Source organism: Paenibacillus sp. TSM33, assembly GCF_056099025.1.
Genome location: NZ_JBLZXB010000018.1, coordinates 129,941 through 155,079 on the forward strand (window position 1 = coordinate 129,941; position 25,139 = coordinate 155,079).

Genomic DNA, 25,139 nt, shown 5'->3' on the forward strand with positions numbered 1-25,139 from the left:
GAACGTATACAAACCTTATGAACAAAAAAACAACCGGCTTATACGCCAGTTGTTTCCCGTTCCACAAAATACTTATTGGTCATATAATGAGCCTTGCCTCTAGAAGTATCAACCATTCCCTTTTTGTTGTCGAGAAAAACAATCTCCCGGCATTTGGTGCAGTACCACTTGGTCCGCTTGAAGGGGGATTCTGTTACATACGATGTGCCACATTTGCAATCTACTTTAATTAAGGTTTCTGTTGATTTGTAAGCTTGAGACAGCTCTCTTAAGCCAGTATCCGGCTGTTGAATCGGGATAATGACCTCCTGATAGCTTGAATACTGATTGTGCACTTTAAAGTCAGCCACCAGTTCCGCATGCAGTCCAAAGTACTCTTTGCCAATCTCGGTTACAAATTTCTTGCCGATTCTGTAACACTCAAGCCATTCCTGTATCTGTTGATTAGACAAAGGCACCGTGCCCTTGATACCACTATTTAATGTGTAAGTCATGATGTATAAAGTATCATCTTGTCTATGTCCGTACATGAGAAGCCTCCTTATAATACACTTGATAATGTACTACAAAGCGTAAAAAACATCAATTTTATTATTTGGCAAAAGATTTAGGTTCACTTCCAGGAGTGGGTTTAATATATGGTGAAAAGCATACAAAAACACGTGCGAGTCTGCTAGAAAAGCAACTGACAATCTGTCAGTTGCTCTGTCTTTCCACATAGTATTTGTTGGTCATGTACCAGGCCTTGCCTGTATTCGTATCCACCATGCCCTTTTTACGATCCAAGAACACAATATTGTTGCATTCCTTGCATGACCATTTGGTTCTCTTATGAGGTGATTCTTCTATATAGGAAGCACCACATTTACATTCTACCTGAATTAATGTTTTATACTGACTATACGCTTCTACCAAAGGGTCTAGATCTACAGCTTTACGTTCCATTACAGGCTGTATCATGGATATGTGTTCTCTCTGCTCCGAGTATTCATTATGTACCTTGAAATCTGCTACCAACTCAGGGTTTAAACCAAAATATTGTTTGCCCACAACCGTTACAAATTTGCTGCCAATTCGATATGCTTTAATCCATTCCTGCACCTGTTTACTGGATAGGTCGACCGTTCCCTTTATACCGCTGTTCAGCGTATAAGTCATTGAGTGTTGGTTGGGTGTCATATGTCTTATCGTTCACCTCCGATCAAGAATATACCACAGGTAGTCCTAGGCAAAAACCCGATTCATCTTCCATCCTCCGTCATGCTGATTTGTGTTTCATTCTTAGACTATCACCAGATGCATTTCTATCTAAGTACAACTTTGTGGTACAGCTTCTACCTTAATTATTCATATAACTTATCGGCAAACGCATGGTATTTTCTTCCTTATCTATATAGTACACCACTTACACGCAAATTCCCATATATTTCAGCGGTTTAATCGTTTTTTTCGTTATATACTCACCGTTGCTAGTTTAGATATTTGTGCGCTTAATCTTCTTGAGCATAATTACTAGTGGTTTTTCAATATTTTCTGGTAATAAAGACTTTATGGTATCATTGAATATATAATCTTTTCTACTTTTACCTTTTAAATAACTCCAAGCAGGTGATTTATGCCTAATCATATAAACCGGATTTCCATCACGCTCTGCCTGTAGAAGCTTTAACCCTTGGAATTTCTACGGGCTGAGCCTTATGCCCAAGGGAGCGTGATGGAAATGAAACCTAATCAAAAAAATCGGAATCAAGCTTATTTTAGACACCACAGAAAGCGGGTTATTCGCCGTAAAAAACGACTTTCATCTCACTGGGGATGGATTGTCAAATTCGATGGTACCTTCTCTAAAGGAAAGATCCATTGTTCTTGTTGGATGTGTAGTCAAAAAACAAAACGACTCGGCTATCCCAAATCAGAGCAAGCAAGAATTGCTGGCTGTCAGGAACAGCTTCAGAATTATCGTTTCTAAACTAAAAATGATCAAAGCAAGCGAATGTCTATGGTTAAGACACTCGCTTGTTTTTACGTTTACACTTCAATTTTTAACTACTCTCCTAATTTAAAGTAAGATCAATCCACATTTATCACAAAACAAAAGCCTTCCCGACCACCCTTCATTGTTGAAGGATCATCGAGAAGACTTTGTACCCCGCAAGGAACGAGAGGTCAGATTTTTAATTCGCCAAGCCTGATTAATTCTACGACCGCCTGTGAACGACCTTTTACGTTCAGTTTCTGCATTACGTTGGAAATATGGTTACGCACCGTCTTCTCACTAATAAATAGTTGTCCGGCGATGTCACGCGTCGTTTTGTCCTGCACGAGCAGTTCAAATACTTCACGTTCACGGTGAGTTAACAAAAACTTGTTTTTCTGGTCGTTACCCTTCGTCAATTTCACCCCTCCTTGCTCGGGTTTTGTGTGGTGTAACAAGGTTAAGGGATACAGTCAACACATTTTATGTCATGTGCTCAGGTATGGTTCAATGTGCGGATAAAAATGGGCATAGGCACCTTACTTGTAGCTTTAATGACGAGTTGAACTTTGTGTCTAAAATATGTATTGACAGGCATATAGGCCAGCCTTATGATAAGAAAAAATGCGACTGATAATCATTATCAAAAAATGATAATTCGTTATAGAGATCGCGCTACAGACTATGGTTTAGGGCCAGTTTGGCCAGAAAGGGTGTTCATTGATTATGAAACTACGTTATGCCGTACCGGCCGGAGTGCTGGTCTCTTCTATCCTGTTTGCAGGTTGCGGACAAGCCGGAACTGCGGATCAGCAGCCCGCTGCAACATCCAAAGATACAGGAGCAACAACACAGACCACGACTCCTGCGGCGACTGCTCCCAATTTTGATCAAGCGGTTGCGGCTTACCGTACCTATGCAACTGAGCAATGCGATACGTTTGTGAAAAAGACGGAAGAATTCACGAACGCAGTCAAAGCTGGCGAGCTGGATAAAGCCAAGGCTTTGTATGCTCCAGCACGTATGTACTATGAACGGATTGAACCGATTGCGGAAGCACTAGGCGATCTGGACCCGAATATTGACGCTCGTGACGGTGATGTGGATGCAGCGGATTGGCGCGGATTTCACCGTATTGAGAAAACATTATGGGAAGAAAACACCACCAAAGGATTGGACGAGTTTTCCGACCGCCTGCTGAGTGATGCCAAGCTGCTGCGTGCCAAAGTAGAAACAGTTAACATTGATGCCAGCTTGATGGTAACAGGTGCAGTCGAGTTGCTGAATGAAGTATCTACCTCGAAGGTAACGGGTGAAGAGGAACGTTATTCTCATACGGACTTGTACGACTTTGCGGCCAATGTAGAAGGTGCTCAAAAGATTTATGACATTTTGAAAACAGATCTGAACCAAAAAGACGCGGCGTTGGAAAAACAAATTGGTGAACGCTTTACAGCCTTACAGCAGGAGCTGGCTCCTTTCAAAGACGGCGAAGGCTATGTATCGTATACCAAACTGAAACCGGAAGAAATTAAAAAGCTAAGTCAGAACCTTGATGCTTTGGCAGAACCGTTGTCCCAAATGGGGAAATTGTTAGGAGTGTAATGATATGAAAGGCTTTAAGCGGCAAAAAGGACAAGAAAAGTCGCAGTATGCGGAATCCCGTAATGAACAGTCTGATCTGACAGAAAAGGATGCTCAGCCAGCGGATGATGAGCGATCAGGAAAAGGTAAATCCGTATCACGCCGTGATCTATTGAAGCTGGCCGGGGTAGGTGGATTAGGTCTGCTGCTTGGCGGCGGTGGCGTGGGCGCGGTGCTGTCAGCTAGTCAACGCCTCGAAAGCATGATGACGGAGGCAGATACCAAAGATGTAGTTCCTTTTTACGGCAAACATCAGGCGGGTATTGTGACTCCGGCACAAGATTTTATCTGTTTCGCCGCTTTTGATCTAACGACAAGCGACAAGGAACAGGTGCGGAATCTCTTCAAGGCCTGGACGGAAGCAAGTGCTACAATGACTTCTGGTGTGCTGCTTGGCACCGATAATGAAAATATCAACCTCCCTCCTTCCGATACGGGCGAGGCGGCGGGATTGTCTCCGTCCCGGACGACGATCACCTTTGGGGTGGGCCCCTCCTTTTTTGATGGACGGTACGGCCTGACAGGGCTCAAGCCTGCCGGGTTCCGTGAGCTGCCTCGTTTTCAAGGAGATGCCCTAGATGAGCAATGGTGCGGCGGTGATGTCGGAATACAGGTATGTGCCAATGACTTGCAGGTAGCTTTCCATGCCCTGCGTAATTTGGCGCGCATCGCCAGAGGAACGGCGGTACTCCGTTGGACGCAGGAAGGCTTCCAGCGGACGGCACAAGCTGATCCTGCAGGGAGCACACCACGCAATTTGCTTGGCTTCAAGGACGGCACGGGAAACCCGGACACGTCCAAGGCAGACGAGATGAATCGGCTGGTGTGGACACAGACCAATGACGGACCAGCATGGATGGGCAACGGCAGCTATATGGCTGTACGCCGTATTCGTATGCGAGTAGAGGTATGGGATCGTTCAACATTAGGTGACCAAGAGGATACCTTTGGACGCCATCGCAGCAGCGGTGCCCCACTAGGCAAAAGCAAAGAGTTTGACAAGCTGGATCTGGCGGCTACAAGCCCTGAAGGCAAGCCGCTTACGCCCCCTACCTCTCATGTGGCATTGGCTCATGGGGATGGAAGCATTAATATTTTGCGGAGATCTTATTCCTATTCAAGCGGATTAGACAAACAAACAGGACAGCTCGATGCCGGACTGCTGTTCATCAGCTACCAGCGTGATCTGTTCAAGCAGTTCGTCCACATTCAGGAGAAGCTTGCACGTAATGACAAGCTGAACGAATATATTGTACACAAAGGCAGCGCGGTGTTCGCCTGCTTCCCAGGTGTGTCGCAAGGCGGATACATCGGGGATACGTTATTTTAGTGGCAGGCAAGGAAGGGGATTTATATGAATCGGCGCAATAAAAGCTTGGGGTGGGTGTTTGTGCTGGTGGCGGCTCTGCTGCTGACAGTAACTCCCTTCATATCCGGCTATGGGTCCGCCGCTTTCGCACAATCAAATGCTAAAGCTGTCTCTAATGATCAGCTGATGCCTGTGGTCGGCGGAGCACTGGTGGAGGCGGGACAAGACCAATGGACGGAAGCCTCCAAGGACCTAAAGGAATTCCGTGGTTTATGGGAAGCCGCCAAAGCAAATGGCGGAGATTCGGCCCATATCGCGGCTGTAGATCAAGCTCTGACCGATGCAGAAGAGGCGCTTTCTCATGGTGGTGGGGATTCAGCGAAAGCTGCGTTATCCGTGCTGGCACGCTCGGTCAATGAGTTCGTGACTGCTGCCGAAGGAGATCAACCGGCTCCGGCCGGAGCCAAAGCAGCGGAAAAACTGCTTCCTATGGCGAAGGGCAGTCTGGCTGCCATGCAAAAAGGCGATTGGGCTGCTGCGCGGGTGGATTACGACCGAATCGTTAAAGCCTGGTATCAGGTGGAGACCCCGATTCGTCTGGACCATTTTTCGGTATACAGTTCGCTTGAAACGAAAATCAGCCTCATTCGCATCTCTATGCAAGCAGAGCCCATACGTCAAGCACAGGCTCTCAAGGAAATGCAGGAGTTAACGACGCTGCTGTCTGATTATAGTCAGGGCAAACTTGTGAATACAGGGCAAAGAGCAGATGCAGGCAATGCTGCCGGAGCGGCGAATGGTTCAACAGCTTCCCTGGGCGATGCAGTCACCCTGCTCGAATCCGCACGCCAGAATGTTGTAGCTAATCAGCCAGAGCAGGCCGCAGATAAGGTAGGACAGTTTATCGCTCTATGGCCTTCCGTCGAAGGACATGTACAAATTTCCGATCCGGCGTCTTACACTGCGATTGAAAATCAAATGACCGAGACTTCTGGATATCTGCTGTCTTCCCCACCGAATACGGATAAAGCCTTGCAGACTCTTGATCAGATGCTGGACAGGCTCCGTCCGTTGACTGAGGAACGTTCTTATACTGCATGGGACGCCGCACTGATTTTGCTGCGCGAGGGCCTGGAGGCCATTCTCGTGCTCGCAGCTCTGCTGGCGTATGCCAAAAAAAGCGGCGAAGCCGTGGCTGGGCGATGGATATGGGCAGGAGCTGGTACAGGGCTGGTGCTAAGCGGAATACTGGCGGTGCTGTTCACCTCGCTGGTGGCAGCTGCTGCATCGGGCAGCATGCGTGAGCTGCTGGAAGGTGTCACTGGGCTGGTGGCTGTTGTGCTGATGCTAACGGTCGGTAACTGGCTGCATAGCAAATCCAATGCTGCTGCGTGGAACCGCTTTGTGGAAAACAGCGTGGGCAATGCCCTGGCACGTGGCAGCCTGTGGTCGCTCTTTGCGGTTTCTGCGCTCGCGATTTTACGTGAAGGGGCCGAGACAGCTATTTTCTATATCGGTATGGCTCCAGCCATCGAAACCTCGCAATTGCTGATCGGCATTGGCTCGGCAACAGTTATACTGGTCATACTTGCATTTGCAATCATCAAGTTCAGCGTAAGGTTGCCAATTCGCGCCTTTTTCCTAACTGCGACTGTACTGATCTACTATCTCGTATTCCGATTTCTGGGCGAAAGTATTCATTCGCTTCAGGTGGCAGGCAAGCTTCCGGGACACACTGCGTCCTCGCTTCCATCCATTAGTTGGTTGGGAATGTATCCAACTTGGGAAACATTTATCCCACAAGCCCTTGTGCTGATCTTTATGGTATGGCAGCTTGTCCGTCAGGAAATACGCAGCTCCAAATCACGTTAAGTCGATACTACAATACTCAAAATGTAAAAAACGCCAAATCACAGCTCCGATGGATATCGGCTCCTATGATTTTGGCGTTTTTACATACTTACATCACATCCTCAGGCAACGCAATCATGCGCTGATGGTGCAGCAGGTCCGTACGATTACCGTGTTCACGAATGACATGCACCTCCCCACGATAATCGAGCAGTTCTGCCGGGGTAGCATGTCCCAAAAAATATAATGGGCTGTAGCTCAATCCATAGGCTCCTGCGTTCGGAAAAGCAATATAATCGCCTTCGCGAATCGGGGGCAGCTCCGCTTTTTTCACAATACAGTCCTCGGGTGTACAAAGTGGGCCGACAATGCTTACCATCTCAAGCTCCGTGGAAACCTCTTCTCCCGCTTGTCTGCGCATAATTCGCACCGGGTAATTGTCCCTTAAGCGGCGTCCCCGAAAGGTAGCTGCGACGTAGTGATTCATGCCGCCATCAGCCACGACAAACTTCTCTCCCTTGGATTCCTTGGTATACAACGCTCGGCAGACATACATGCCTGATTGAGCGACCAGATACCTGCCGCTTTCAATGATCAGCCTAACCCCTGGCAGACTGGATCGAGTCTGCTCCGCGAGTGCATTGAGTCCGTCAATGACGTGATCCATATCGAGCGGCTGTTCATGAGCAAAATAAGGTACACCAAACCCACCGCCCAAATTGACCGTATGCATCGCCACACCATACTGAGCCTGCACCCGTTCTGCCAACTGCAAGGTATTCGCAAATGAAGCTAAAATCTGATCCGCTTTCAGCATTTGCGTACCTGTATATACTTGAATGCCTTGAAAATATACGTGCGGGCAATCTTCCAGCACCTTGAAAAAGTCATCCAGCTGCCCTTCATCGACGCCAAAAGGGCGCGGAACACCGCCCATTTTAATCGTTGCACCCGACAGGTCATTATCGGGATTGATTCGAACCGCAGCCCTGACAAACACGCCCGTTTGGGCGGCAATCTCCTCCAGTAGACGCAGCTCTCTCACCGATTCAACATGAATGCAGCCGATCCCACAGGCTATCGCCTCACGCAGCTCGGCTACCGTTTTCCCCGGCCCAGCGTACAGCACGTCCTCCGCAGCATACCCGGCCTCCATGGCGACGAACATTTCTCCAGCCGAGGCAATCTCCACACCGCAGCCTAACGAGCGCAGCAAACCAGCCAAGGCTACGTTACCATTAGCCTTGAGCGCATAATGTACACGTACGGCCGGATGTAACCGGGCCAGCAACGAGCTGACGTGAGCATGCAGCGCGTCCCCATCATAATAATAAAAGGGTGTCGGATGCTCGCCAAATCGCTCCAGTAAGGCTTGATCCTTTTGATCCATCTGCCGAATCCCCTCCTCTCTTTGCTTGGATACTCCATATTTTGCATTAATCGAATCTCACCGATTGAAAACCACGATCATACTCATATTGCATAGATCGCCTCGCCTGAGCGTGCTGCTGTATGAATAGCTTCCAGCAGTCTGACGCGTTCAGCAGCCTCATGAAATGGAATGGGCTCCGTTTCACCCCGGATGATGCTGCAGAAGGCATCCAACTGATTGACATAATAGTTCATGGGCTCAAAAACCGTTTTGCTATGCGAGGATGTCTGTGACGACATGGACAGTGCCTTGGCATCCGTTAAATTCACGGCGATATCGTTCTTCATTTCCGTCTTGAGTGTCATCTTATAAAAGCCCAAATTCGCCCGAAAGCAATCCTTTAGGGTGACTACTGCCGAATCAAAGGTCAGTACATGAGCACAGCGATAAGGACGCTCAAATGAGAAGAGGGCAGATGCCTCTAGTTCACTTGGGTAACGGGCTTGCGCATGGAATGTCCAGTCACAGCCATAAGGACCAGCGAAATCCGATTGACTGTGAAATTCCGTCTGCTCCAATCCAACGACGGCCTGAAGAAATTGGAGCCAGTACACACCCAGATCCCAAAAGCAGCCCCCACCCTGCTCCGGTCGAGATCGGTAATTGTCCGCATGCCCTTCTTTTGCCGGAATACATAGACTCGTCTCTATGGAGCATAAGCGACCATAACGACCCGATTCTACAATTCTGCGCAGCTCACGCTGCCAAGGATGATGCTGTACCATGACTCCCTCCAGCAGGTAAGCGTTGCTCTGTTCGACGATAGCTGCCAAAGGAGCCAGATCAGCCGTATTCAGGCATAACGGTTTTTCCACCAGCACGTGCTTATGAGCTTGTAAGGCTCTGCCAATCCACTCAGCATGTAAATCGTTGCTGAGCGCAATATATACAGCGTCAATATCCGGGTCTTTAAGCATATCCTCAGCATGTTGATAAACGGCCTTAACTCCAAAACGCTCTGCCATTTGTTCCGCCTTGGCAACCGTACGGTTCGCAAGCGCGGTCACGCGTGCTCCTGCAACATGTCGGATCGGTTCCAGCAACGCACGAGGGGCTATAGCAGAACAGCCAATGATCCCAAAGCTAATATCTTGCATCGCAGGTTCTTGTGCAGCCGCGGCAGTGTTCATGATCCCTGCTCCAATCCCGGTGAGCCTGCTGATGCATGGATGCTATTCACATAAGACTCAATATAACGCGGCGTCCGACTACGCAACTCTACGATCCTCCGATGCATTTCCTCCAGAATCTGAGCACTGCCGCCATAGGTTTCAATCCACGTCTCGTAGCGCATGCCTAACCCCAGACGTTCCCAAAGATCCGCATTATGCTTCTCGTGCACACCAAACGGCTCCAGCATAATTAACGGAGTAGCTGTAGCGAACGAATCAGTCAGGCTACCGCCACCAGGCTTGCTGACAATGGACTGGGCATGACATGCTCGGTCCAGCATGCAATGGTAATCCGGTCCGACCCGATACTCCGTTTCCTCACCTATTTTCACCTCTCCGACAGGTGGAAATGTATGCTCCCCGGCTTCATTTCGCTGCCATGTTCTCCACTGCGGGTCCATCCGAAAATAGCGTATACTGTCCCGCTCTTCATCTGGTTGATCCTGATCATACAACAACAGATCCAGTTCCCAGCCCGCTTCTTCTAACCGTCCAACCTTCTCACGGTAGGTGCCCATCCCCCAACCACCGCCATGTACGAATAAACGGGCTTGCCGTGCTTCAAAAGGGATATGCTCCACTGCTGGGATATCAATATAGTGGCTGACTCTATTTTTATCATTTTCAAACAGGGTTGTTTCTCCACAGTCATCAGCAAAATGCGGGTTATGCTTGGCTAGATTTTTCCAGGAAGGAGAAGGTGTCGAATCCATATACACGATGTCCACATGCACCGTTTCCGGCTCTCTGCGCTTGCGATACTCCTCCAGTACATACATCCAATGACCGGATAAGCATATAAAATACCGCCGATCCTCCTCTATCCATTGGTTCAGCAGCACTTCCATCGCTGCGGGGTCCAGTGAATTGCGCATATCCTGCGGGACCTTCTGCGACATTAAGGCCACGGCAAAATTGTCATGGTAAGCTTTCCGGCTTTTGTCGACCTTGAGTCGGGCCGATTCCGGCAGTACATTTTCAAATACATGGATCGCCGTATCCATGCCCAGCCTGCGAAGACCCGCTTGCAGCAGCAAACCAGGGGTATAAAAGCCCAATCCGAAACCGGAACACAAAATCGTTACCTTCATAAGCTTCTCCGTACTCTTACGCATGCTTATACGCCTCCCGTTTAATTCAGCACTGTAAAATGTCGCTCTGCCAAAAAACGCTCCAGCTTGGTAGTCAATCGCATTTTTTCCTCATCGCTCGCAGCAACCAGTTCCAAATAAAGCCGGCCTTTTCCTCGTGCCCGTTCATTTCCGTCAGCTTCTTGTTTACCATTCAAATCAGGCTGACTCATGCCGTTCCCTTCTGATCCGCCATCGCTGGCTCCAATCCCACTTACGCGAACCTGCTTGGCAGATGATCTACCTCTGCGCCCGGTTGCATTTCTGCTTGGCGTGGTTGTATGACCTACAGTCTTGTTCTCACCGTCTCGTCCACCTGTGTTTACATATAACGTATTGGCCCCCAGAGGCATGACACCTTCCTCACGCTCACCTGTGAATAGCAATCCCTCGCCTTTCAGCCCTTCCAGCAGTTCTTCATAGGATAGACTCCCATCATGGGATAGCGAATAATTCGTCAACGTGCCACGCATATTTTTTTCGGCCAGATAAGTATCAAGCTGATGCTTGATCAAACTCATCGACTTTCTGGCATTAATTTCGATAATGGGCTCCAGCTTCCCGCCACGAAGTGTCATGGAGTCAATACAAACATCGCCGTAATATCCATCCCGATACAATTGCTGTCCCACATCCTGCATCAAGCTAAAATATCCGTCGCGCTCCAGGCGCTCCATAAAAGCCCTATCCGGCGATAGGGATTCCCGATAGGCGAATTGAGTATTAGCTAGCCATTGCACAGATACGATGTCGACACGTCCATCATCGCCAATCGTAAATTGGCATGAAAAATCCTGCTCTTTCTCCAGAAAAGGCTCCAGCAGGAACAATACCCGTTTGCCTTTGCGCTCCTGTCCACGTAAATATGCTACAACCCGGTCCAGCATTTGTGTCGAGGTAATGTGTAGATTGCCTTTGCCCGATACGCCAAAATCATCCTTGATTAAAAAGCTTCCATCCCGCAGCAGTTTGCGCCCCGCTTCAGCGACATCTGCAAACGAAGTCAAAATATGACCGGGGTTGCGCAGACCAAGACTGCGTTTCAGCTCAGAAGAATAGGTTTTGGCATTTACCTTGCGAATCGTTTCCAGCGGCGGCTGATGCAATGTAATTCCCCAAGCACGCGCGGCCTCTTCCACATGCGGCAACCCCGCAAACGGGCTAAGCACACAGCCTTCCAGTTGAGGAAAACCTTCTCCAGCATCTGTCTTGCGACTGCTCAGCAGTTCAAAAACGGAAGCGGCCGACACATTGCCCGTCTGTTCCATTCCGTCGGTCAAATCTCGTTCGTTTACAGCCGGATGAAAGCCCAACTGCGCGATATACTGACGATGTACAGGTGAAATGGCATAACGTGTCAATAAGGCGTCTCCTGGCTGGCAAAAGCTAAATAGCAATTCATCCATGGCCGCTACAATGGCAGAAGAAGCCCGGTCAGGCAGGGCGGGCAGGGAAGCTAGCTCGGTATCTCGCCAATAAGCCTCCGCTTCGAATGTTCCCATATATAAATGACGCTGGTTCGGTATCGCATTCATATGATTCGCTTCCTTTCCTGCTTCATTATGAACCTACTACACGGTAGCGCTACTGGCTCGCGCTCGTATAATCACGTAGAGCAAACTGCCATATCAAGCGGATAATCGCCAGCAGCCAGAGAGGTGCGAGAAAGGCCCATAGCATCAAACCGGGTTCCATTTTGCCGAGAATGAACATGGGCGGAAAATTACAGATGACAAACACCGGAAGCACAAATAAGCCAATACGCTGAATCAGGTTACTGTACACGGCCATCGGCACATAGTTTGTCTCGAAAATGCTGTTGGATAGCTCTGTAACACCGTTCGTGCGGATAATCCAAAAGGCCAGCAGTTGTGGCAGCAAAAACACGGAGTATGCCGTAAGCACTCCGCATCCGAGCAGCACAGCAAATCCTCCCACGGTCTCCACATTAAATGGAAGCCCTAGTTGGTACCAGCCAATGCCCGTCATGATTCCACCGCCCACCACATTCGGTACGGTATAACCCAGCTCGAATTGACGCAGTGTCACCATAAATTGCAGCGACACCGGCTTGGTGATGAGCACGTCCAGTGAGCCCGTACGAATTTTGTCAGGCAGGCTTGTAAAATTACTGTAAAATAATCCACTGTAAAATCCGCTCATCATCGTAAACACGCCGATATATAAGAGTATGGCGTCGGGAGACCAGCCATTAATGTCCGTCCCTGCCCGATATGGAACCGAAGCGTACAGCAGCTTGATAAGCAAATAAGCCGTTTCAACTAGAAAAGCAGTTATAAAATTAATGCGGTATTCCATCTGCGACATGACGGAAAACTGGACGAACTTCCAGTACAATCTGAGGTAACGTCCAACGTTTCGAAAAACATTTTTCATGTTAACCTCCCACCGAGACAAAGCGTTTGACTCCGGCTTGCCACACCCAGCGCGATACGGCCGCCAGCACTGCAATCCAGATCCATTGCACGCCAATGCCTTCAGCGGCTTCCAGCACAGTAAGCTTGCCCGTCAACGCATTCACCGGAAAAAATACGGTGTAGCTGAACGGCAGCAAACTGAACAGACGGGCCAAAACGTCTCCAAAAATCGTCAGCGGAAACACGGTACCGCTAGCTACATAAATGACCAGCGACAGCGTGTAAAAGAGTCCTGCCGATTCCGTCACCCAAAAGGCTATGCCGCTCAGCGCGTAATAGACCAAAAAATTAAGCACAAGCGCTCCCGGCAACGCCAATATGTAGAGCAGGATATGTGACAGACTAAAGCTGATTTGTCCTTCCAAGCTAAGACATAACAGCAAAATAGCAGCCGCCAGCAGCACGACTGCGGACTGTATGACTTTGCCTCCAATAAACCGGCAAAAACGGTAAGCAAAATAATGCACAGGCTGTACCATGAATTTTGCCAATCCGCCTTCCTTGATGTCTGTTGCAATTTCGTATTCAAAGCCTGTAGCAATCAATTTTCCTGTTACTCCCGCCATGACCACATACACCAGCATTTCCGGCAGAGAATAACCCAGCACTCTTGCTTGTCCCGAGGAACCGAATACCGCAAGCCAGAGAAAAATTTGCGTCATGATCGGCAGCATGAATCCCGCCATCTGTAGCCAATAATTGGCCCGATACTCCATTTCATTTTGCATGCCAAGCTGGAGTACCTTCACATATTTGTTATTTCGCATCGGCCAGCCTGCCCCCATCGTACAAATTGGCTATCCCCTCTTCCAGCGGGACGTCCTCAATCGTAAAATCAACGACAGGCAGTGCATCTAAAATCTTTTTGGACCAAGTCAACGTATCGTCTGCATCCAGCTCAAATACCGCCTCCAGCTCCGAGTTGGAGCGAAGCTTGCCGAGTCCCGCCAACGTCAGGTTGGATACAGGAGTCTCTAGTCGAACCTTGAGCAGCTTGCGAGCACCCATGACCTCATTCACCTTGTGCAAGTCTCCGTCATACACCAATCTGCCCCCACTGATAATGATGGACCTAGTGCATAAATCCTCAATGTCCTTCATGTAGTGGCTTGTCAGCAAAATGGTCGTCCGGTGTGTACGGTTATAAGCTTTGAAAAACTCTCGAATCCGCCGCTGAGAAACAAGGTCCAGTCCGATGGTCGGCTCATCCAGTAAAATGACGCGTGGGCGATGCAGCAGCGCGGCGATCAGTTCCATTTTCATACGCTCGCCGAGCGATAGCCGCCGAACCTGTACATGAAGCTGCTCCTCCACCCCAAGCAGAGTGACCAGCTCATCCAGCGCCTCTTTATAACGGTTATCATCGATTTCGTAGATAAGCTTATTCAGCTCGAACGACTCGCTTGCGGGCAAATCCCACCAAAGCTGATTTTTCTGTCCCATCACGATGGAAAACTGACGCTTAAACTCCTTTTGACGCTTCCACGGGGTAAAGCCGAGTACCGATGCCTCCCCGTCCGTGGGATGGAGAATGCCGGACAACATTTTGAGCGTCGTTGTTTTGCCCGCCCCGTTGGGACCAAGAAATCCGACAATTTCTCCTTCGTCAATGCTAAAGCTAACATTTTGCACGGCCTTCTTGGTCAGCTGTTCTCGCTTAAACAAATTTTGCAACGATTTGCGCACGCCCGGCTCTTTTTTGTAGTACGTAAACGTTTTCGACAATTGGTTTAATGTAATGGACGGCAATGGATTCCCCTCCTCTTTCCTCTGTGCATGATACCTGGGTGAACGTGCCTGATCTAGCAAAATGCTTGAACTACTCGGATGCTTGCTCTGCCAAAGTCATCAGTTCCTCCAGCATATGCTGCTGTCTTTCAATCAAATGCAGAGCCCGTTCTGTAATCTCTGGCATCCGATGCTTACGCAATTGAAGTCCTGTTTTGTAAATATGCAAATTAAGCTTGTGCCAGTCCGCGTATAACGCCTGTGCCAATTCAATGACATGCTGTGCTTGCGGCCCCAGCGTAGCTTGATGCAGCCGGCAATAATCAGCTGTATAATCCGTTAAATGAAGAGCGCTGCCCAATCGCAGATTGTAATAGATTTCATGACAGTACGTCCGAAACTCCTGATCCTCCATGTCTTCTAACAAATGGAAGTCACCGACAAATGCACGGTACCCCGCATCTCCCCGCTTGACCTGCTGATCTGTTGCAACTTTCTCACCCGTCACATACTGACGAATATGGTAAGCACACGCAGCATGCAGCTCCCTTGGCGAAAGCGGGACAGGCTGCTCCACTAGCCATGCATACTCAATAATGCCCTGCATGAGGTCGTCGAGCCGGGCTGAGCCCACATAAGTCATCGCATGTCCCGAGGAATCGAGCAGGAAGCTATCATTCACCTGTGCCGTCCGTTCTTGCAAGTCCAATCCGCACAACTCAATCACATGGCCCCTTGGGTAATTTTTCACATATACGTCGTGATAGGTTAAAGCGGTGCTCGACGTATGCAGCATCGTACCATAGCCAGATGTGAGCACCTGCAACAGGTCGGTTTCATTGCTGACTCCTTCGATCCACGGTTCTACCCGAATAACTGGTCCGCCACTGGCGGCCATTTCTTGAAGCTGCTCAGGATATTTCTCCGGCCCGAAGCGCTTCAAATCTCCACCATACTCTGCGCACATACTCCCACACAGCATGAACAGCTCAGCTTCCGCCATGTTCACCCCATACCTTTGCAATGAAGTACGCAGGGAGGAATATACACAATGTTTCCCAGGAAGGGCGTTTGCGATTTCGTCTGCACTATGGTCAACTATGGAACCATGACGAGTCCCCATATCGGATTGCAGCCTAGGTCTTGTCTGTTCAGCGCCCTTATGCATATTTGCCCAGCAGACGCTCAATGCCTTGCAGTGTAGATAGATGCTCCAGCACCAAATCGTCGTCCTCCATCGTAATATCAAGCTCATTTTCCAATTCAACAATTAATTCAACAGCGGATAAGGAATTCAGCCCCAAGGTTCGCAGGTCCTGATCTGGAGTCAACTGTTCCAGCTCGCCGGGAGCCAGCTTCAAAACCTTTTCCAGTAAAGGTACTACATGGTATACGTCTGTTTTCATTCTCAATTCCCTCCTATTTATGAGCATCCTAATCCAGCAATGATACCTTCCAATTTGTGCGCATAAGCATCAGCTTCCTGCCAGCTGTCTGCCAAAATAAGTGTAAAAATCCGGTTCACATAGCCCCGCTTCACAGGAATACCAGACAAAGTGCCCGCCGTATAAACAAACACCCCTTCAGGCCGCTCGGGTGTATATAGCAAGCCTTCCTCCGCCAGCAACCCGCACAAACGGCTGTAGGTGAGCGGTGTAGTAGTCACGTTGCGATAATAACGGGACAAGGTCTTATGCTGTTCTCCCAAGACAGAGGACAGGAACGAGATGTAAGTAGACAGGGTAAATCTGCCGTTAATCTCGATCACTGGAACCAGCAAACCATCTTCGTCAACAAAACCATCAATGGAGGCCATTCCCGTATACCCGATGGAATAGAGATACGTTCCCAACTGATAGGCGCAGCGTCTCACTTCTACCTCCAGCGTTTCGCCAATATCAGCGGGAACCTGGGATCCGATATAGACTGTGCCGTCTACGTTTTGCCTTTTTAGTGAAAACATCGTCACCCCACCGCCCTCGTCAATGCAGAGCTGGTAGTTCAGATCCATTTGCTTATTGTGCCAGCGCTCCACCAGCCAGCCGCCAGAAGACGATGACGAGCCGCCGAAACGTCTCATCACACTCAGCAGTGTATCCAGCTTGGACAGCTCGTCCAGCATATACATGCCTTGTCCCGAGGCACCGTGCGGCTGCTTAATAATCAGCTTCACGGGCTCATCCGATAAGCCAGCCAATCTCTCACATTCTCTGCGAATTGCCGCTTCATCTGCACACACAGCGCCTTCACTGACAGCAAAACCAAGCTTTTGTGCGGTCAGGCGGCTAAATATCTTATCATTCACCTGGGCGCACACCGCAGATGGAGCGCCGATCAGCTCCAGCCCGCAACGCTCCGCAATCGCTTCCTCCTGCGGTGTGACCGCATAGGGTACGAGCCATGCTTTGGTACCACCGCTGCTATGGCCTGCATCCGCAACCGCGCGTAATCGTGCCAAAAGCGCGTCATCCGCCAGTACCAGCTCTGAAATCGGCGTTAGCGGATCAGAGGGCTCTGGTACCTCAATACGCGGCAGGCTGAAGCCTAACCGCTGAAGCATGTCCAGAAATGCCTCATCCGGCTGTTCACGGAGTACAATGACATCCTGACTTCGGCATAGCAGGAGATTCATTTCCTCCATCCGGTTTACAACCTGCTGTTCATCCCGGTCTACCATGCCCCCCTTCCGGGGGGATGGATGCCACACTTGCTCTGCGCCGATATTAAACAGCCAAATCAGGACCCCATGATCCCGTTCATGAGCAAGTGCTTCCACAAGGTTAATCGTTTTAGTTGTCACGTCTTGTCATCATCCCTCTCTCTTCCATCTAGTAGCAAACAATATCCATAGGAGATCCATAGGAAACTAAATGTATTTCAGAGAGCCTGCCCCGTGCAGATATAGTACACTGCATTTGGAGCACACCGGCGTCAATCCTTCATGGTTAATCTTTTGACGGGTTTTTTCATACGCATCCGAATTCCATATTTCCTTCAGACTGTGCTCACGCAAACTTCCAATTGTGAACTCACTGAAAAATTTGCAAGGCATAACCTTTCCGTCTGGTAAAATATCTGTTCTGGAGGTGAGCGCCAAGCAATGATTGGAACAACGGCTGACCATTTCCTCGCCATGTATAAATTTATCAATTTCCTCATAATCCAAGCCGGGCTGATAGCGCACGCGAATGTTCCATACCCGCTCATTGATCCGCTGTAATTCCTGCATCAGAGGGTCAATGTTAGCCGGGTTGATTTTATATTTGAAAGCGTGCCAGCTACTAATATTTTTTTCTTCAAGTTGTCGGAGCCAGGAGAAATTACGTGTAAAATATTCATCCATTTTAAAGGAGGTTTCTTTGGAAATGTACCAGGGGAACGTCAGCAGCACCAGATCCAGCCTCTTGTCCTCCAGCATTTGCAGAAATTCGTACATCCGTCCGATCATGTTATCGTTAATGACCGCATGGACAGTTACCCGTCCCTTGTACAATCCCTGATCGCGAAGTTCAATCAGCTTATCCATCTGCCGCATTGTTTTTTGAAAGGTGCCTTTACCGCGTATTAAATCGTGTTCTCTTTCAAAACCTTCAATCGCTATTAACAATTCCAGATTTTCAGACAAGTCCAAAATCCGGTCCAAATATTTATCAATGAGTAGTCCATTTGTACAAAAGGTCATTTCACGCCGATCTTCCGCCAGCACGTCCAAAATTTCATCAAAGCGCCGGTGAAACATCGGTTCACCACCCCACATGTACAGTCGGGACTTATCCTCCATCGTTTCGCTCAAAATCTGCCGGAGCATGTCCGGGGCAAGATCCATATTCTGTTCTTCTTTATCCATCTGGTGATGATAGCCTTCCTCGTTCCATTCAAAGCAGTGCGTGCATCTTAAGTTGCAACGGTTGGTCAGCTTAATACCGATCGTCTGGGGCATGTCCGTTTTGAAAGCAGGGTCCTGTGTTGCGTTACGAAAAGACACGGAAGCATTTTTCAGGTTACGCTTGATGAGCTTGAAAGCCTTCTCATCAATCAGCACATTGCTTTTGGGCTGCATGCTAACACCTCGTTTAATGGATTTTCAGGCAAAGTCTACCCTACGTTCAGACTGTCTCCATACCTTCCGGGTGCGGCACTTGCTCCGCATCGCTCATTTCTTGAATGTAACTGCAAAACGCATCTACTGAACGGAGATGTTCCAACTCAAAGGAATCAAAATCAATCTCCACATCAAATGCATCCTCCACTTGCAGCATGAAATGAACCAATTGCAACGAATCTAGTCCTGCATCATGAATAATGTCCGAATGTCCATTCAGCTTAGCGACCAATTCAGGATCTTCCTTGACCGCGCTGATCATTTCAATCACTTGGCTTTGCATAGCAAACTCCTCCTTGTGAATGAGATACTACTCTTCCGTCCAACGATGCCGTCTAAAAAGCTCCTAGAAAATTTCCTTGCTTGGAACTATATTCAATTATACTCCTCCATTGAAGAGACAAGTCAATAGGTTGTTTTGTAAGTAAAAATCGTAATTTGTAAATTAATGTATGATTACTTCTACAAATTTTTCTGCATTCATTATTCACTATTCTGTTGAAGCTGAACTTGAAAATTAAATCTTGTTTCTCCCCTCTTGTATGAAGAGCGTAATTTTTTTACAATATACACGAAAATATTTTTCTTTATTTTATTGAATTAAACGATACTTTTTTTCATAAAAGCATTATATAGCTAAAGGAGCACAGCCCATGTCCCCCATTCTACATACATTATCCCAGCGACTGGAGCAGTTGCCCGTACAAGAGCGTAAGCTGGCGGAATCTATCCTGCAAGCCCCGGAGGATGTGCTGCATCTCGGTATTCGGGAACTGTCAGAGCGTTGTGGTGTGAGTGCCGCAACCGTTACACGGTTTTGTAAATCACTCCATTTTAAAGGGTATCCTGATCTCAAAATGAAGCTGGCCGCCGAATTGTCCCATTCCAACCTTACAGGTGAAGAATCCTATCAGGACATTGTGGCTGGAAATTCACTTTCCCGCATCGTGCAGGCTATTCAGGCAAACCATACGGCCTCCATCGCGGACACGACCCGGTTGCTGGATTTCGACAAGCTGGAGCAGGCCATTGCATGGCTGTCAGCCACAAGCCGTATTGATCTCTATGGGATGGCGACATCCTCGATTGTGGCGCAGGATTTTTACCAGAAGCTGATCCGTATTGGCAAAAACAGCACCGCCTTCGCGGATTCTCACATGCAGATCACCTCTGCCTCCTCGCTCGGAGCGGAGGATGTAGCCTTTGCCGTCTCTTATTCAGGAGAAACCCAGGAGACGATTGCGGCTCTACGCTGTGCAAAGGAACAGGGTGCCAAAACATTATCCCTGACCTCCTTCGGAAACAATACGCTGGCAAGCCTTGCGGATATTGCGCTATTTTCCTCTTCATTGGAGGAAGGAATGCGACGTGGAGACATGGCCTCCCGCATCGCCCAGCTTCATATTATAGATATCCTGTTTACAGGTATGGTGAGCGCTAATTTTGACAAATATATTCCGAGATTGGAAGGTTCATATCAACAAGTGAGTAAACTCAAAAAACAACCAGGGGGTCACTAAAGATGAACATTCGCATTTTGAACAGCCGTGAAGACCTGAACGCTACTGCTGCCACTGTGATTGCCAGCTTGCTGCTGTCCAAACCACAAGCTATGCTGGGCTTGGCCACTGGTAGTACGCCGATTGGCATTTACCGACATCTTGCAGATATGTACCGCAAGGGACAGGTGAGCTTTGCACGCGCCTATTCCGTGAATCTTGATGAATACGTTGGCCTTGCCCCAGAACATCCGCAGAGCTATCGAAGCTTTATGAATAAGCACTTGTTTGAGCATATCGACATTCCCATATCTCATACACGCGTCCCTAACGGGAATGCCCTAGATCTCACAGCAGAATGTGCAGCACACGAGCAGGCCATTTTGGATCACGGACCTGTGGATCTCCAATTGCTTGGCATTGGTCATAACGGCCATATTGGCTTTAACGAACCCGGTCACAGCTTGACTGGAGCTACACATGTTGTAGATTTGAAAGGAGGAACGCGCTCGGCGAACGCCCGATTTTTTGGCGATATAGATGCAGTGCCCAGACAAGCCGTTACGATGGGAGTTGGCACCATTCTGAAGGCGAAGCAAATTATACTGGTGGCCTTTGGTGCAGAGAAGGCCGACATTACAAGGCAGGCTTTAACTGGACCCGTCACAACGGAATGTCCGGCTTCCCTGCTGCAATGCCACCCCAACGTTCTTATTTTATTGGATCAGGAAGCAGGAGGATGGTTCAAATGAAGTCAGATGAAATGAGTGGTAACATAACGCAGCTATTATATGGCCAAGTCGTCGTTGGGAATGACATCATCGACAACGGAGTTGTCATCATTGAGGGGCAATCCATTGTATACGTTGGATCAGAGGAGGATTTGCCCTTGAATTGGACCTCAGTGGTCTTGGGCAATCCGGAAGAAGGTGCCACACAAGCGGCGAATATTGTTCGTCTGGAAGGGGGTTACCTGCTGCCAGGCTTTATCGATATTCATGTTCACGGCGGTAACGGCGAGGACTTTATGGACTCTGATTCGAGGGTACTGGATGCAATCACCTCCTTTCACAGTTCACAAGGAACGACTGCTATGCTGGCTACCACTATGACCGCGCCCAAGGAACGAATTGATCAGGTATTAAGAGAAGTTCACACATACATGGCACTTCCCATGCCCCATGCTCAGTTGGAGGGAGTGCATCTGGAAGGACCGTTCATTAGTCCGAACTGGGCAGGAGCACAGAACCCGGAACATATCGTGCCTCCGAACCTCGCTTGGGTGGCAGAATGGGAGCAGCGCTATCCAGGCCTTGTTCGCCAGGTCACACTTGCGCCTGAACAAAAAGGCGCCCTTGAGCTCATCACATGGCTGCGTAGTCACGGCATCACCGCGGCGCTCGGTCATACGAATGCTACTTATGAGGAGGTTGAACAGGCAGCATCGGCGGGCCTGAACCATGCAGTCCACACCTTTAATGCCATGACTCCGCTGCATCACCGCAAGCCGGGAGCTACGGGAGCTGTACTCGCTGATCCGCGGATTGAAGCAGAGATCATCGCAGATGGCATTCATGTGCATCCTGCCGCCATTTCCCTGCTTGCCAAATTAAAGCAGGACCATAATCTCATCCTCATCACCGACGCCATGTCTGCTACTGGACTGGAAGACGGTCATTATACACTCGGCGATTTGCCAGTGATTGTACAGGACGGTGTCGCACGATTGGAGGATGGCGTCACTTTGGCAGGAAGCACCCTGACGATGATTGAGGGCTTCCGCTATCTCGTTCAACATGTAGGCTTGAGTATTCCCGAGGCATCACAAATGGCCAGCCTGAATCCAGCTCGATCCCTGAACATAGCTGATCGGACAGGTTCACTTGAAGCAGGTAAACAAGCAGACGTCTTGTTGCTGGATGCCGACTTAAATCTGCAAGGGATATGGATTAAAGGAGTTCACAAATCGTTATAGTTATATAATCCCCGCAAAAGAAAGAGCTATTCCATCAGCGTAATTGCCGAGATGGGATAGCTCTTCTTTGGATATTCACAATTAAGGATTTGATTTAGCGATGATTCATCGGTGCGGGCGTATTATTTTGTGGACGTGTTGGTGTATTTTGCATTGGACGGTTTGTATCTGCCGCAGAAGTCGGGAATACACGTTCAATCACATCCACCATTTCATTGCTCAAGCCTCTGATCGGATGACCATTTTGTACACTGCGTGTAAAGTCAGAGGTTTGTCTAACAAAGTCCGGGTTAGCCGATACATGCACCTGTTCAATGGAAGGTGCGAATTGCTTAATCTTGTTAGCAATACGGCTCTTGACTGCATCACTTGGTTCATATGCAGTTCTTGCTCCCTCGATGGTGGTATTGCCGTTATCTGTGCGATTGTTGTTGTCCGTCAAGCCACGCAACATACCGTACGAGCCTGTACCCATTGTACCAAACAAACCGTCATCACGACGTGCAGGTGTTCCATTCCCGGTAAGTCCATTGTCTGTCATTCCAGGCGTTGTAGTACCCGTAGTTTGGTTCCCTCTGGTGCCATTAACGCCATTCACACTCGGTACATTCCCGTTACGCCCAATATTATTAGTACTCGGAGCACCGTCAATACTTGGAGTACCGACACCCGTTCCGTTGGCTTGGTCTTTCAAGGAAACGGCTACATAGGCATTTCGTTCACCGACCAGCACTGTCGCAGACTTTACATCCGGCATCTCGGATATACGTTTAGACAAGTTACGATCGACTTGCAGATTACGGATTGGATGTCCGGTTCTGCTGCCATTTTCATTTAATGACATCCCGTCCATACCATTGGACTTAACCCCATAACGATTCACACCATCCATACGGTTTACACCATCTAAACCATAACGATTCATACCATCCATATGCTGTGTGCTTTGCGCGTTATAGCGTGTACTGTTTGTACGAACGTTATGATCAGCATTTCCACACCCGGTTAAAGCAGCCATGCTGGCGAGTAAAGCAGCTGAAATCGTAAAACTGATGACTTTCTTAGTTCCTGGCATGAACTCATCCTCCATACATATAAAATGTGTGACGAGATTAGCATGCGCCATCAATCTTAGGGATATCCTGACTAAAAAATGACTGAAAAAATAAAATTTTAATGTAAATATGAAATACAATTGATGATTTACCACAAGATGGCTTGTATAATAAGTTTGAAATACTTAATTTTACAAAAAGGAGGATTTACAGTTTGAAGAAGCTCACCGTTTTGATGCTCATTTTTTTGTTATCCGTCACTCTTATCCCCGCTGGTGCTTTTGCAGGCTCCACCACACCTGAAGCACCGAAAGCTCCCGCCGGAAGCTGGACAGAAGGCCCACCACCTAATCGAGTTGATCCTGCCAAGCCCGCACTATTGTTTGTACATGGTTTGAACAGCAGCGCTGGAGTGTGGACCAATAATAATAACGATATGCTTCAGCGCGCACGTGACGCCGGATACCAGACGGCTACCATTAATCTGTACGACGCGAACGGCACATCCCAGGATATGTGGGAGAATGGCAAGCTTTTAGCCGACAAAATTAAAATCATTAGTAATCATTTTGGAAAAAAACTCATCATCATCGCCCACAGCAAAGGTGGAGTGGACACTCAAACCGCTCTCGTATACAACGGAGCAGCTCCCTATGTACAACGTGTCATCACCCTCAGCAGTCCGCATCATGGCTCACAACTTGCAGATCTCGCCTACAGCAGCTGGGCTGGATGGCTGGCAGATATCGTCGGCTCACAAAATCCCGGCACCTCTACGTTACAAACATCTTATATGAAGTATTTCCGAACTAAAACCGATGCGCTCAGCAATGCGACTACAATTCCGTTCTTCACGTTTGCTGGTGACAACTGGTCTGGCGGCACCGCTTCCTACATACTGGGTGGACTTTACCTCTCATCCTTTGGCAAAAATGACGGAGTGGTCACAGTTGACAATGCTAAGCTTCCCGGCGGACGTATAGTTCAAGTCGGTTCCTGGGATCACGCCAAGGTTCGTACCGGTTCTTATGTCTTCTCCCTGATCCTCCCCTACCTCCAAGCGAACACTCCAGCATTGAATCAGGAAACTGAGGCATTTTCAGCAGCATCTTCCCTGACTGCTTCTGCTGTACAATCCACCTATAACGAGATCGATAATTCATATTTTATCCGAGGCGGCGCTTATAATGGAAAGGCCTCCGAAACCCTCACGGTTGAAAATGGTGTCCAATCCATTGATTTGGACTGGATCAGCGATAAACGTGTAAGCCAACTTGAGCTGACCAAACCTGACGGTACTAGCGAATTGCTTCATGTGAAAGCAGGTCGTGATGAAGAAATCTTTGCTGGTGCCTGGCATCATAGTGCAGTAATTACCAATCCCCAACCGGGCATCTATAAGTTGAACGCCGTAATTCCTGATCATGGTGCATATCTCCTGATTGCACGTTATCATGCCGTTCAGGTCCCTGAGCTCAAATACAATTTAAATGCAGTGGGTCCGAGACTAAATCTGAAGTCCCAGGATTCCCCGACCAGCGTCACACAAGTCACTTACCAAGTTCAATACTATGGTGATCCGCAACAAGGAATCACTACAGCTTCCAAAGGTCTGACGTTGCAGCAAAAAACCGTTACCCCTACTGGGCAAATTGAGCTTTCCAAAGCGGACAAGCCGGGCATCTATTCCGTAACCTATGAAATTAACGGTACCACAGCAGCAGGATATCCTTACCGCCGTACAGCAGTTCAATCCATTTATATTGATGCTGACGGCAACAAGTATGTTGACTAAGTAATCTACAACCTAATAAGCCTGCAGACACCTA

Annotated in this window: 24 protein-coding genes; 8 read left to right on the forward strand and 16 right to left on the reverse strand. The window is 48.5% G+C overall.

The genetic code is table 11. The features are described 5' to 3' along the window. Window positions 1-38: 38 nt before the first annotated feature. Both ACN6NF_RS19600 and ACN6NF_RS19605 read right to left on the reverse strand, forming a co-directional pair. A complete protein-coding gene (locus tag ACN6NF_RS19600) occupies window positions 39-530 on the reverse strand; it encodes a hypothetical protein (RefSeq protein ID WP_013372771.1) in 492 nt (163 codons plus the stop codon). Between the two features lie 166 nt (window positions 531-696). Further along, window positions 697-1,179 carry a hypothetical protein gene (locus tag ACN6NF_RS19605; RefSeq protein WP_016818510.1) on the reverse strand — a complete coding sequence of 161 codons (483 nt, stop codon included), beginning with the start codon at window positions 1,177-1,179 and terminating at the stop codon, window positions 697-699. 541 nt (window positions 1,180-1,720) lie between these two features. Between ACN6NF_RS19605 and ACN6NF_RS19610 the strand changes: the two genes are divergently transcribed. Further along, entirely contained in the window at window positions 1,721-1,969 is a 249-nt protein-coding gene (locus tag ACN6NF_RS19610; RefSeq protein WP_474319176.1) for a hypothetical protein, read from the forward strand. Window positions 1,970-2,166: 197 nt separating this feature from the next. On the opposite strand, the gene ACN6NF_RS19615 is transcribed toward ACN6NF_RS19610, so the two are convergent. Then, the gene (locus ACN6NF_RS19615) at window positions 2,167-2,394 is read right to left on the reverse strand and encodes a helix-turn-helix domain-containing protein (protein WP_013372773.1); all 228 of its coding nucleotides are present in this window, start codon (window positions 2,392-2,394) and stop codon (window positions 2,167-2,169) included. 307 nt (window positions 2,395-2,701) lie between these two features. Here ACN6NF_RS19615 and efeO point away from each other — a divergent pair, with 307 nt between their 5' ends. From efeO to ACN6NF_RS19630, 3 genes are read left to right on the forward strand one after another with little or no spacing between them, the layout of a single operon-like run. Beyond that, window positions 2,702-3,580, forward strand: coding sequence for an iron uptake system protein EfeO (gene efeO, locus ACN6NF_RS19620; RefSeq protein ID WP_016818509.1), 879 nt, complete (start codon window positions 2,702-2,704; stop codon window positions 3,578-3,580). 4 nt (window positions 3,581-3,584) lie between these two features. Further along, on the forward strand, window positions 3,585-4,949 hold the full coding sequence (gene efeB / locus ACN6NF_RS19625) for an iron uptake transporter deferrochelatase/peroxidase subunit (RefSeq protein WP_474319178.1): 1,365 nt from the start codon (window positions 3,585-3,587) through the stop codon (window positions 4,947-4,949). 24 nt (window positions 4,950-4,973) lie between these two features. Beyond that, window positions 4,974-6,800 (forward strand): FTR1 family iron permease, encoded by a 1,827-nt coding sequence (locus ACN6NF_RS19630; RefSeq protein WP_474319179.1) that lies wholly within the window; start codon window positions 4,974-4,976, stop codon window positions 6,798-6,800. 88 nt (window positions 6,801-6,888) lie between these two features. Here ACN6NF_RS19630 and ACN6NF_RS19635 read toward each other — a convergent pair whose 3' ends face one another. The 12 genes from ACN6NF_RS19635 to ACN6NF_RS19690 form a co-directional block, all read right to left on the reverse strand. Next, window positions 6,889-8,169, reverse strand: coding sequence for a type III PLP-dependent enzyme (locus ACN6NF_RS19635; RefSeq protein WP_474319181.1), 1,281 nt, complete (start codon window positions 8,167-8,169; stop codon window positions 6,889-6,891). A gap of 83 nt (window positions 8,170-8,252) precedes the next feature. Beyond that, window positions 8,253-9,341, reverse strand: a complete 1,089-nt coding sequence (locus ACN6NF_RS19640) for a Gfo/Idh/MocA family protein (protein ID WP_474319182.1) — start codon at window positions 9,339-9,341, stop codon at window positions 8,253-8,255. Continuing rightward, window positions 9,338-10,498, reverse strand: coding sequence for a UDP-glucuronosyltransferase (locus tag ACN6NF_RS19645; protein WP_474319183.1), 1,161 nt, complete (start codon window positions 10,496-10,498; stop codon window positions 9,338-9,340). The genes ACN6NF_RS19640 and ACN6NF_RS19645 overlap by 4 nt, the downstream gene beginning before the upstream one ends. A gap of 17 nt (window positions 10,499-10,515) precedes the next feature. Continuing rightward, entirely contained in the window at window positions 10,516-12,048 is a 1,533-nt protein-coding gene (locus ACN6NF_RS19650; protein WP_474319185.1) for a hypothetical protein, read from the reverse strand. A 49-nt stretch (window positions 12,049-12,097) separates the two neighbouring features. Continuing rightward, on the reverse strand, window positions 12,098-12,910 hold the full coding sequence (locus ACN6NF_RS19655; protein ID WP_474319186.1) for an ABC transporter permease: 813 nt from the start codon (window positions 12,908-12,910) through the stop codon (window positions 12,098-12,100). A gap of 1 nt (window position 12,911) precedes the next feature. Further along, window positions 12,912-13,718, reverse strand: coding sequence for an ABC transporter permease (locus tag ACN6NF_RS19660; RefSeq protein WP_474319187.1), 807 nt, complete (start codon window positions 13,716-13,718; stop codon window positions 12,912-12,914). Beyond that, window positions 13,708-14,700 (reverse strand): ABC transporter ATP-binding protein, encoded by a 993-nt coding sequence (locus tag ACN6NF_RS19665; protein WP_474319189.1) that lies wholly within the window; start codon window positions 14,698-14,700, stop codon window positions 13,708-13,710. The genes ACN6NF_RS19660 and ACN6NF_RS19665 overlap by 11 nt, the downstream gene beginning before the upstream one ends. Window positions 14,701-14,770: 70 nt before the next feature. Beyond that, window positions 14,771-15,847 carry a hypothetical protein gene (locus ACN6NF_RS19670; RefSeq protein WP_474319191.1) on the reverse strand — a complete coding sequence of 359 codons (1,077 nt, stop codon included), beginning with the start codon at window positions 15,845-15,847 and terminating at the stop codon, window positions 14,771-14,773. Further along, a complete protein-coding gene (locus ACN6NF_RS19675; RefSeq protein ID WP_016818498.1) occupies window positions 15,840-16,085 on the reverse strand; it encodes an acyl carrier protein in 246 nt (81 codons plus the stop codon). Before ACN6NF_RS19675 ends, ACN6NF_RS19670 begins: the two co-directional genes overlap by 8 nt. A 17-nt stretch (window positions 16,086-16,102) precedes the next feature. Further along, on the reverse strand, window positions 16,103-17,479 hold the full coding sequence (locus ACN6NF_RS19680; protein WP_474319193.1) for a preATP grasp domain-containing protein: 1,377 nt from the start codon (window positions 17,477-17,479) through the stop codon (window positions 16,103-16,105). A gap of 66 nt (window positions 17,480-17,545) precedes the next feature. After that, a complete protein-coding gene (locus ACN6NF_RS19685) occupies window positions 17,546-18,739 on the reverse strand; it encodes a radical SAM protein (RefSeq protein ID WP_474319195.1) in 1,194 nt (397 codons plus the stop codon). Window positions 18,740-18,785: 46 nt separating this feature from the next. After that, window positions 18,786-19,064, reverse strand: a complete 279-nt coding sequence (locus tag ACN6NF_RS19690; RefSeq protein ID WP_474319197.1) for an acyl carrier protein — start codon at window positions 19,062-19,064, stop codon at window positions 18,786-18,788. A 370-nt stretch (window positions 19,065-19,434) separates the two neighbouring features. On the opposite strand from ACN6NF_RS19690, the gene ACN6NF_RS19695 reads away from it, so the two are divergent. Genes ACN6NF_RS19695 through nagA form a run of 3 tightly spaced genes read left to right on the forward strand, consistent with a single transcriptional unit; the run spans window position 19,435 to window position 22,255 of the window. Beyond that, complete coding sequence (locus tag ACN6NF_RS19695; protein WP_474319198.1) at window positions 19,435-20,301, forward strand: MurR/RpiR family transcriptional regulator; 867 nt, start codon at window positions 19,435-19,437, stop codon at window positions 20,299-20,301. A 2-nt stretch (window positions 20,302-20,303) separates the two neighbouring features. Beyond that, window positions 20,304-21,032 carry a glucosamine-6-phosphate deaminase gene (gene nagB / locus ACN6NF_RS19700; protein ID WP_474319199.1) on the forward strand — a complete coding sequence of 243 codons (729 nt, stop codon included), beginning with the start codon at window positions 20,304-20,306 and terminating at the stop codon, window positions 21,030-21,032. After that, window positions 21,029-22,255 carry an N-acetylglucosamine-6-phosphate deacetylase gene (gene nagA / locus ACN6NF_RS19705; protein ID WP_474319200.1) on the forward strand — a complete coding sequence of 409 codons (1,227 nt, stop codon included), beginning with the start codon at window positions 21,029-21,031 and terminating at the stop codon, window positions 22,253-22,255. The genes nagB and nagA overlap by 4 nt, the downstream gene beginning before the upstream one ends. A 94-nt stretch (window positions 22,256-22,349) precedes the next feature. Here the strand turns inward: nagA and ACN6NF_RS19710 are convergent, their stop codons facing one another. After that, on the reverse strand, window positions 22,350-23,330 hold the full coding sequence (locus tag ACN6NF_RS19710; protein WP_474319201.1) for a YhcN/YlaJ family sporulation lipoprotein: 981 nt from the start codon (window positions 23,328-23,330) through the stop codon (window positions 22,350-22,352). A 194-nt stretch (window positions 23,331-23,524) separates the two neighbouring features. On the opposite strand from ACN6NF_RS19710, the gene ACN6NF_RS19715 reads away from it, so the two are divergent. Further along, window positions 23,525-25,105, forward strand: coding sequence for an esterase/lipase family protein (locus ACN6NF_RS19715; protein WP_474319202.1), 1,581 nt, complete (start codon window positions 23,525-23,527; stop codon window positions 25,103-25,105). Window positions 25,106-25,139: the final 34 nt, after the last annotated feature.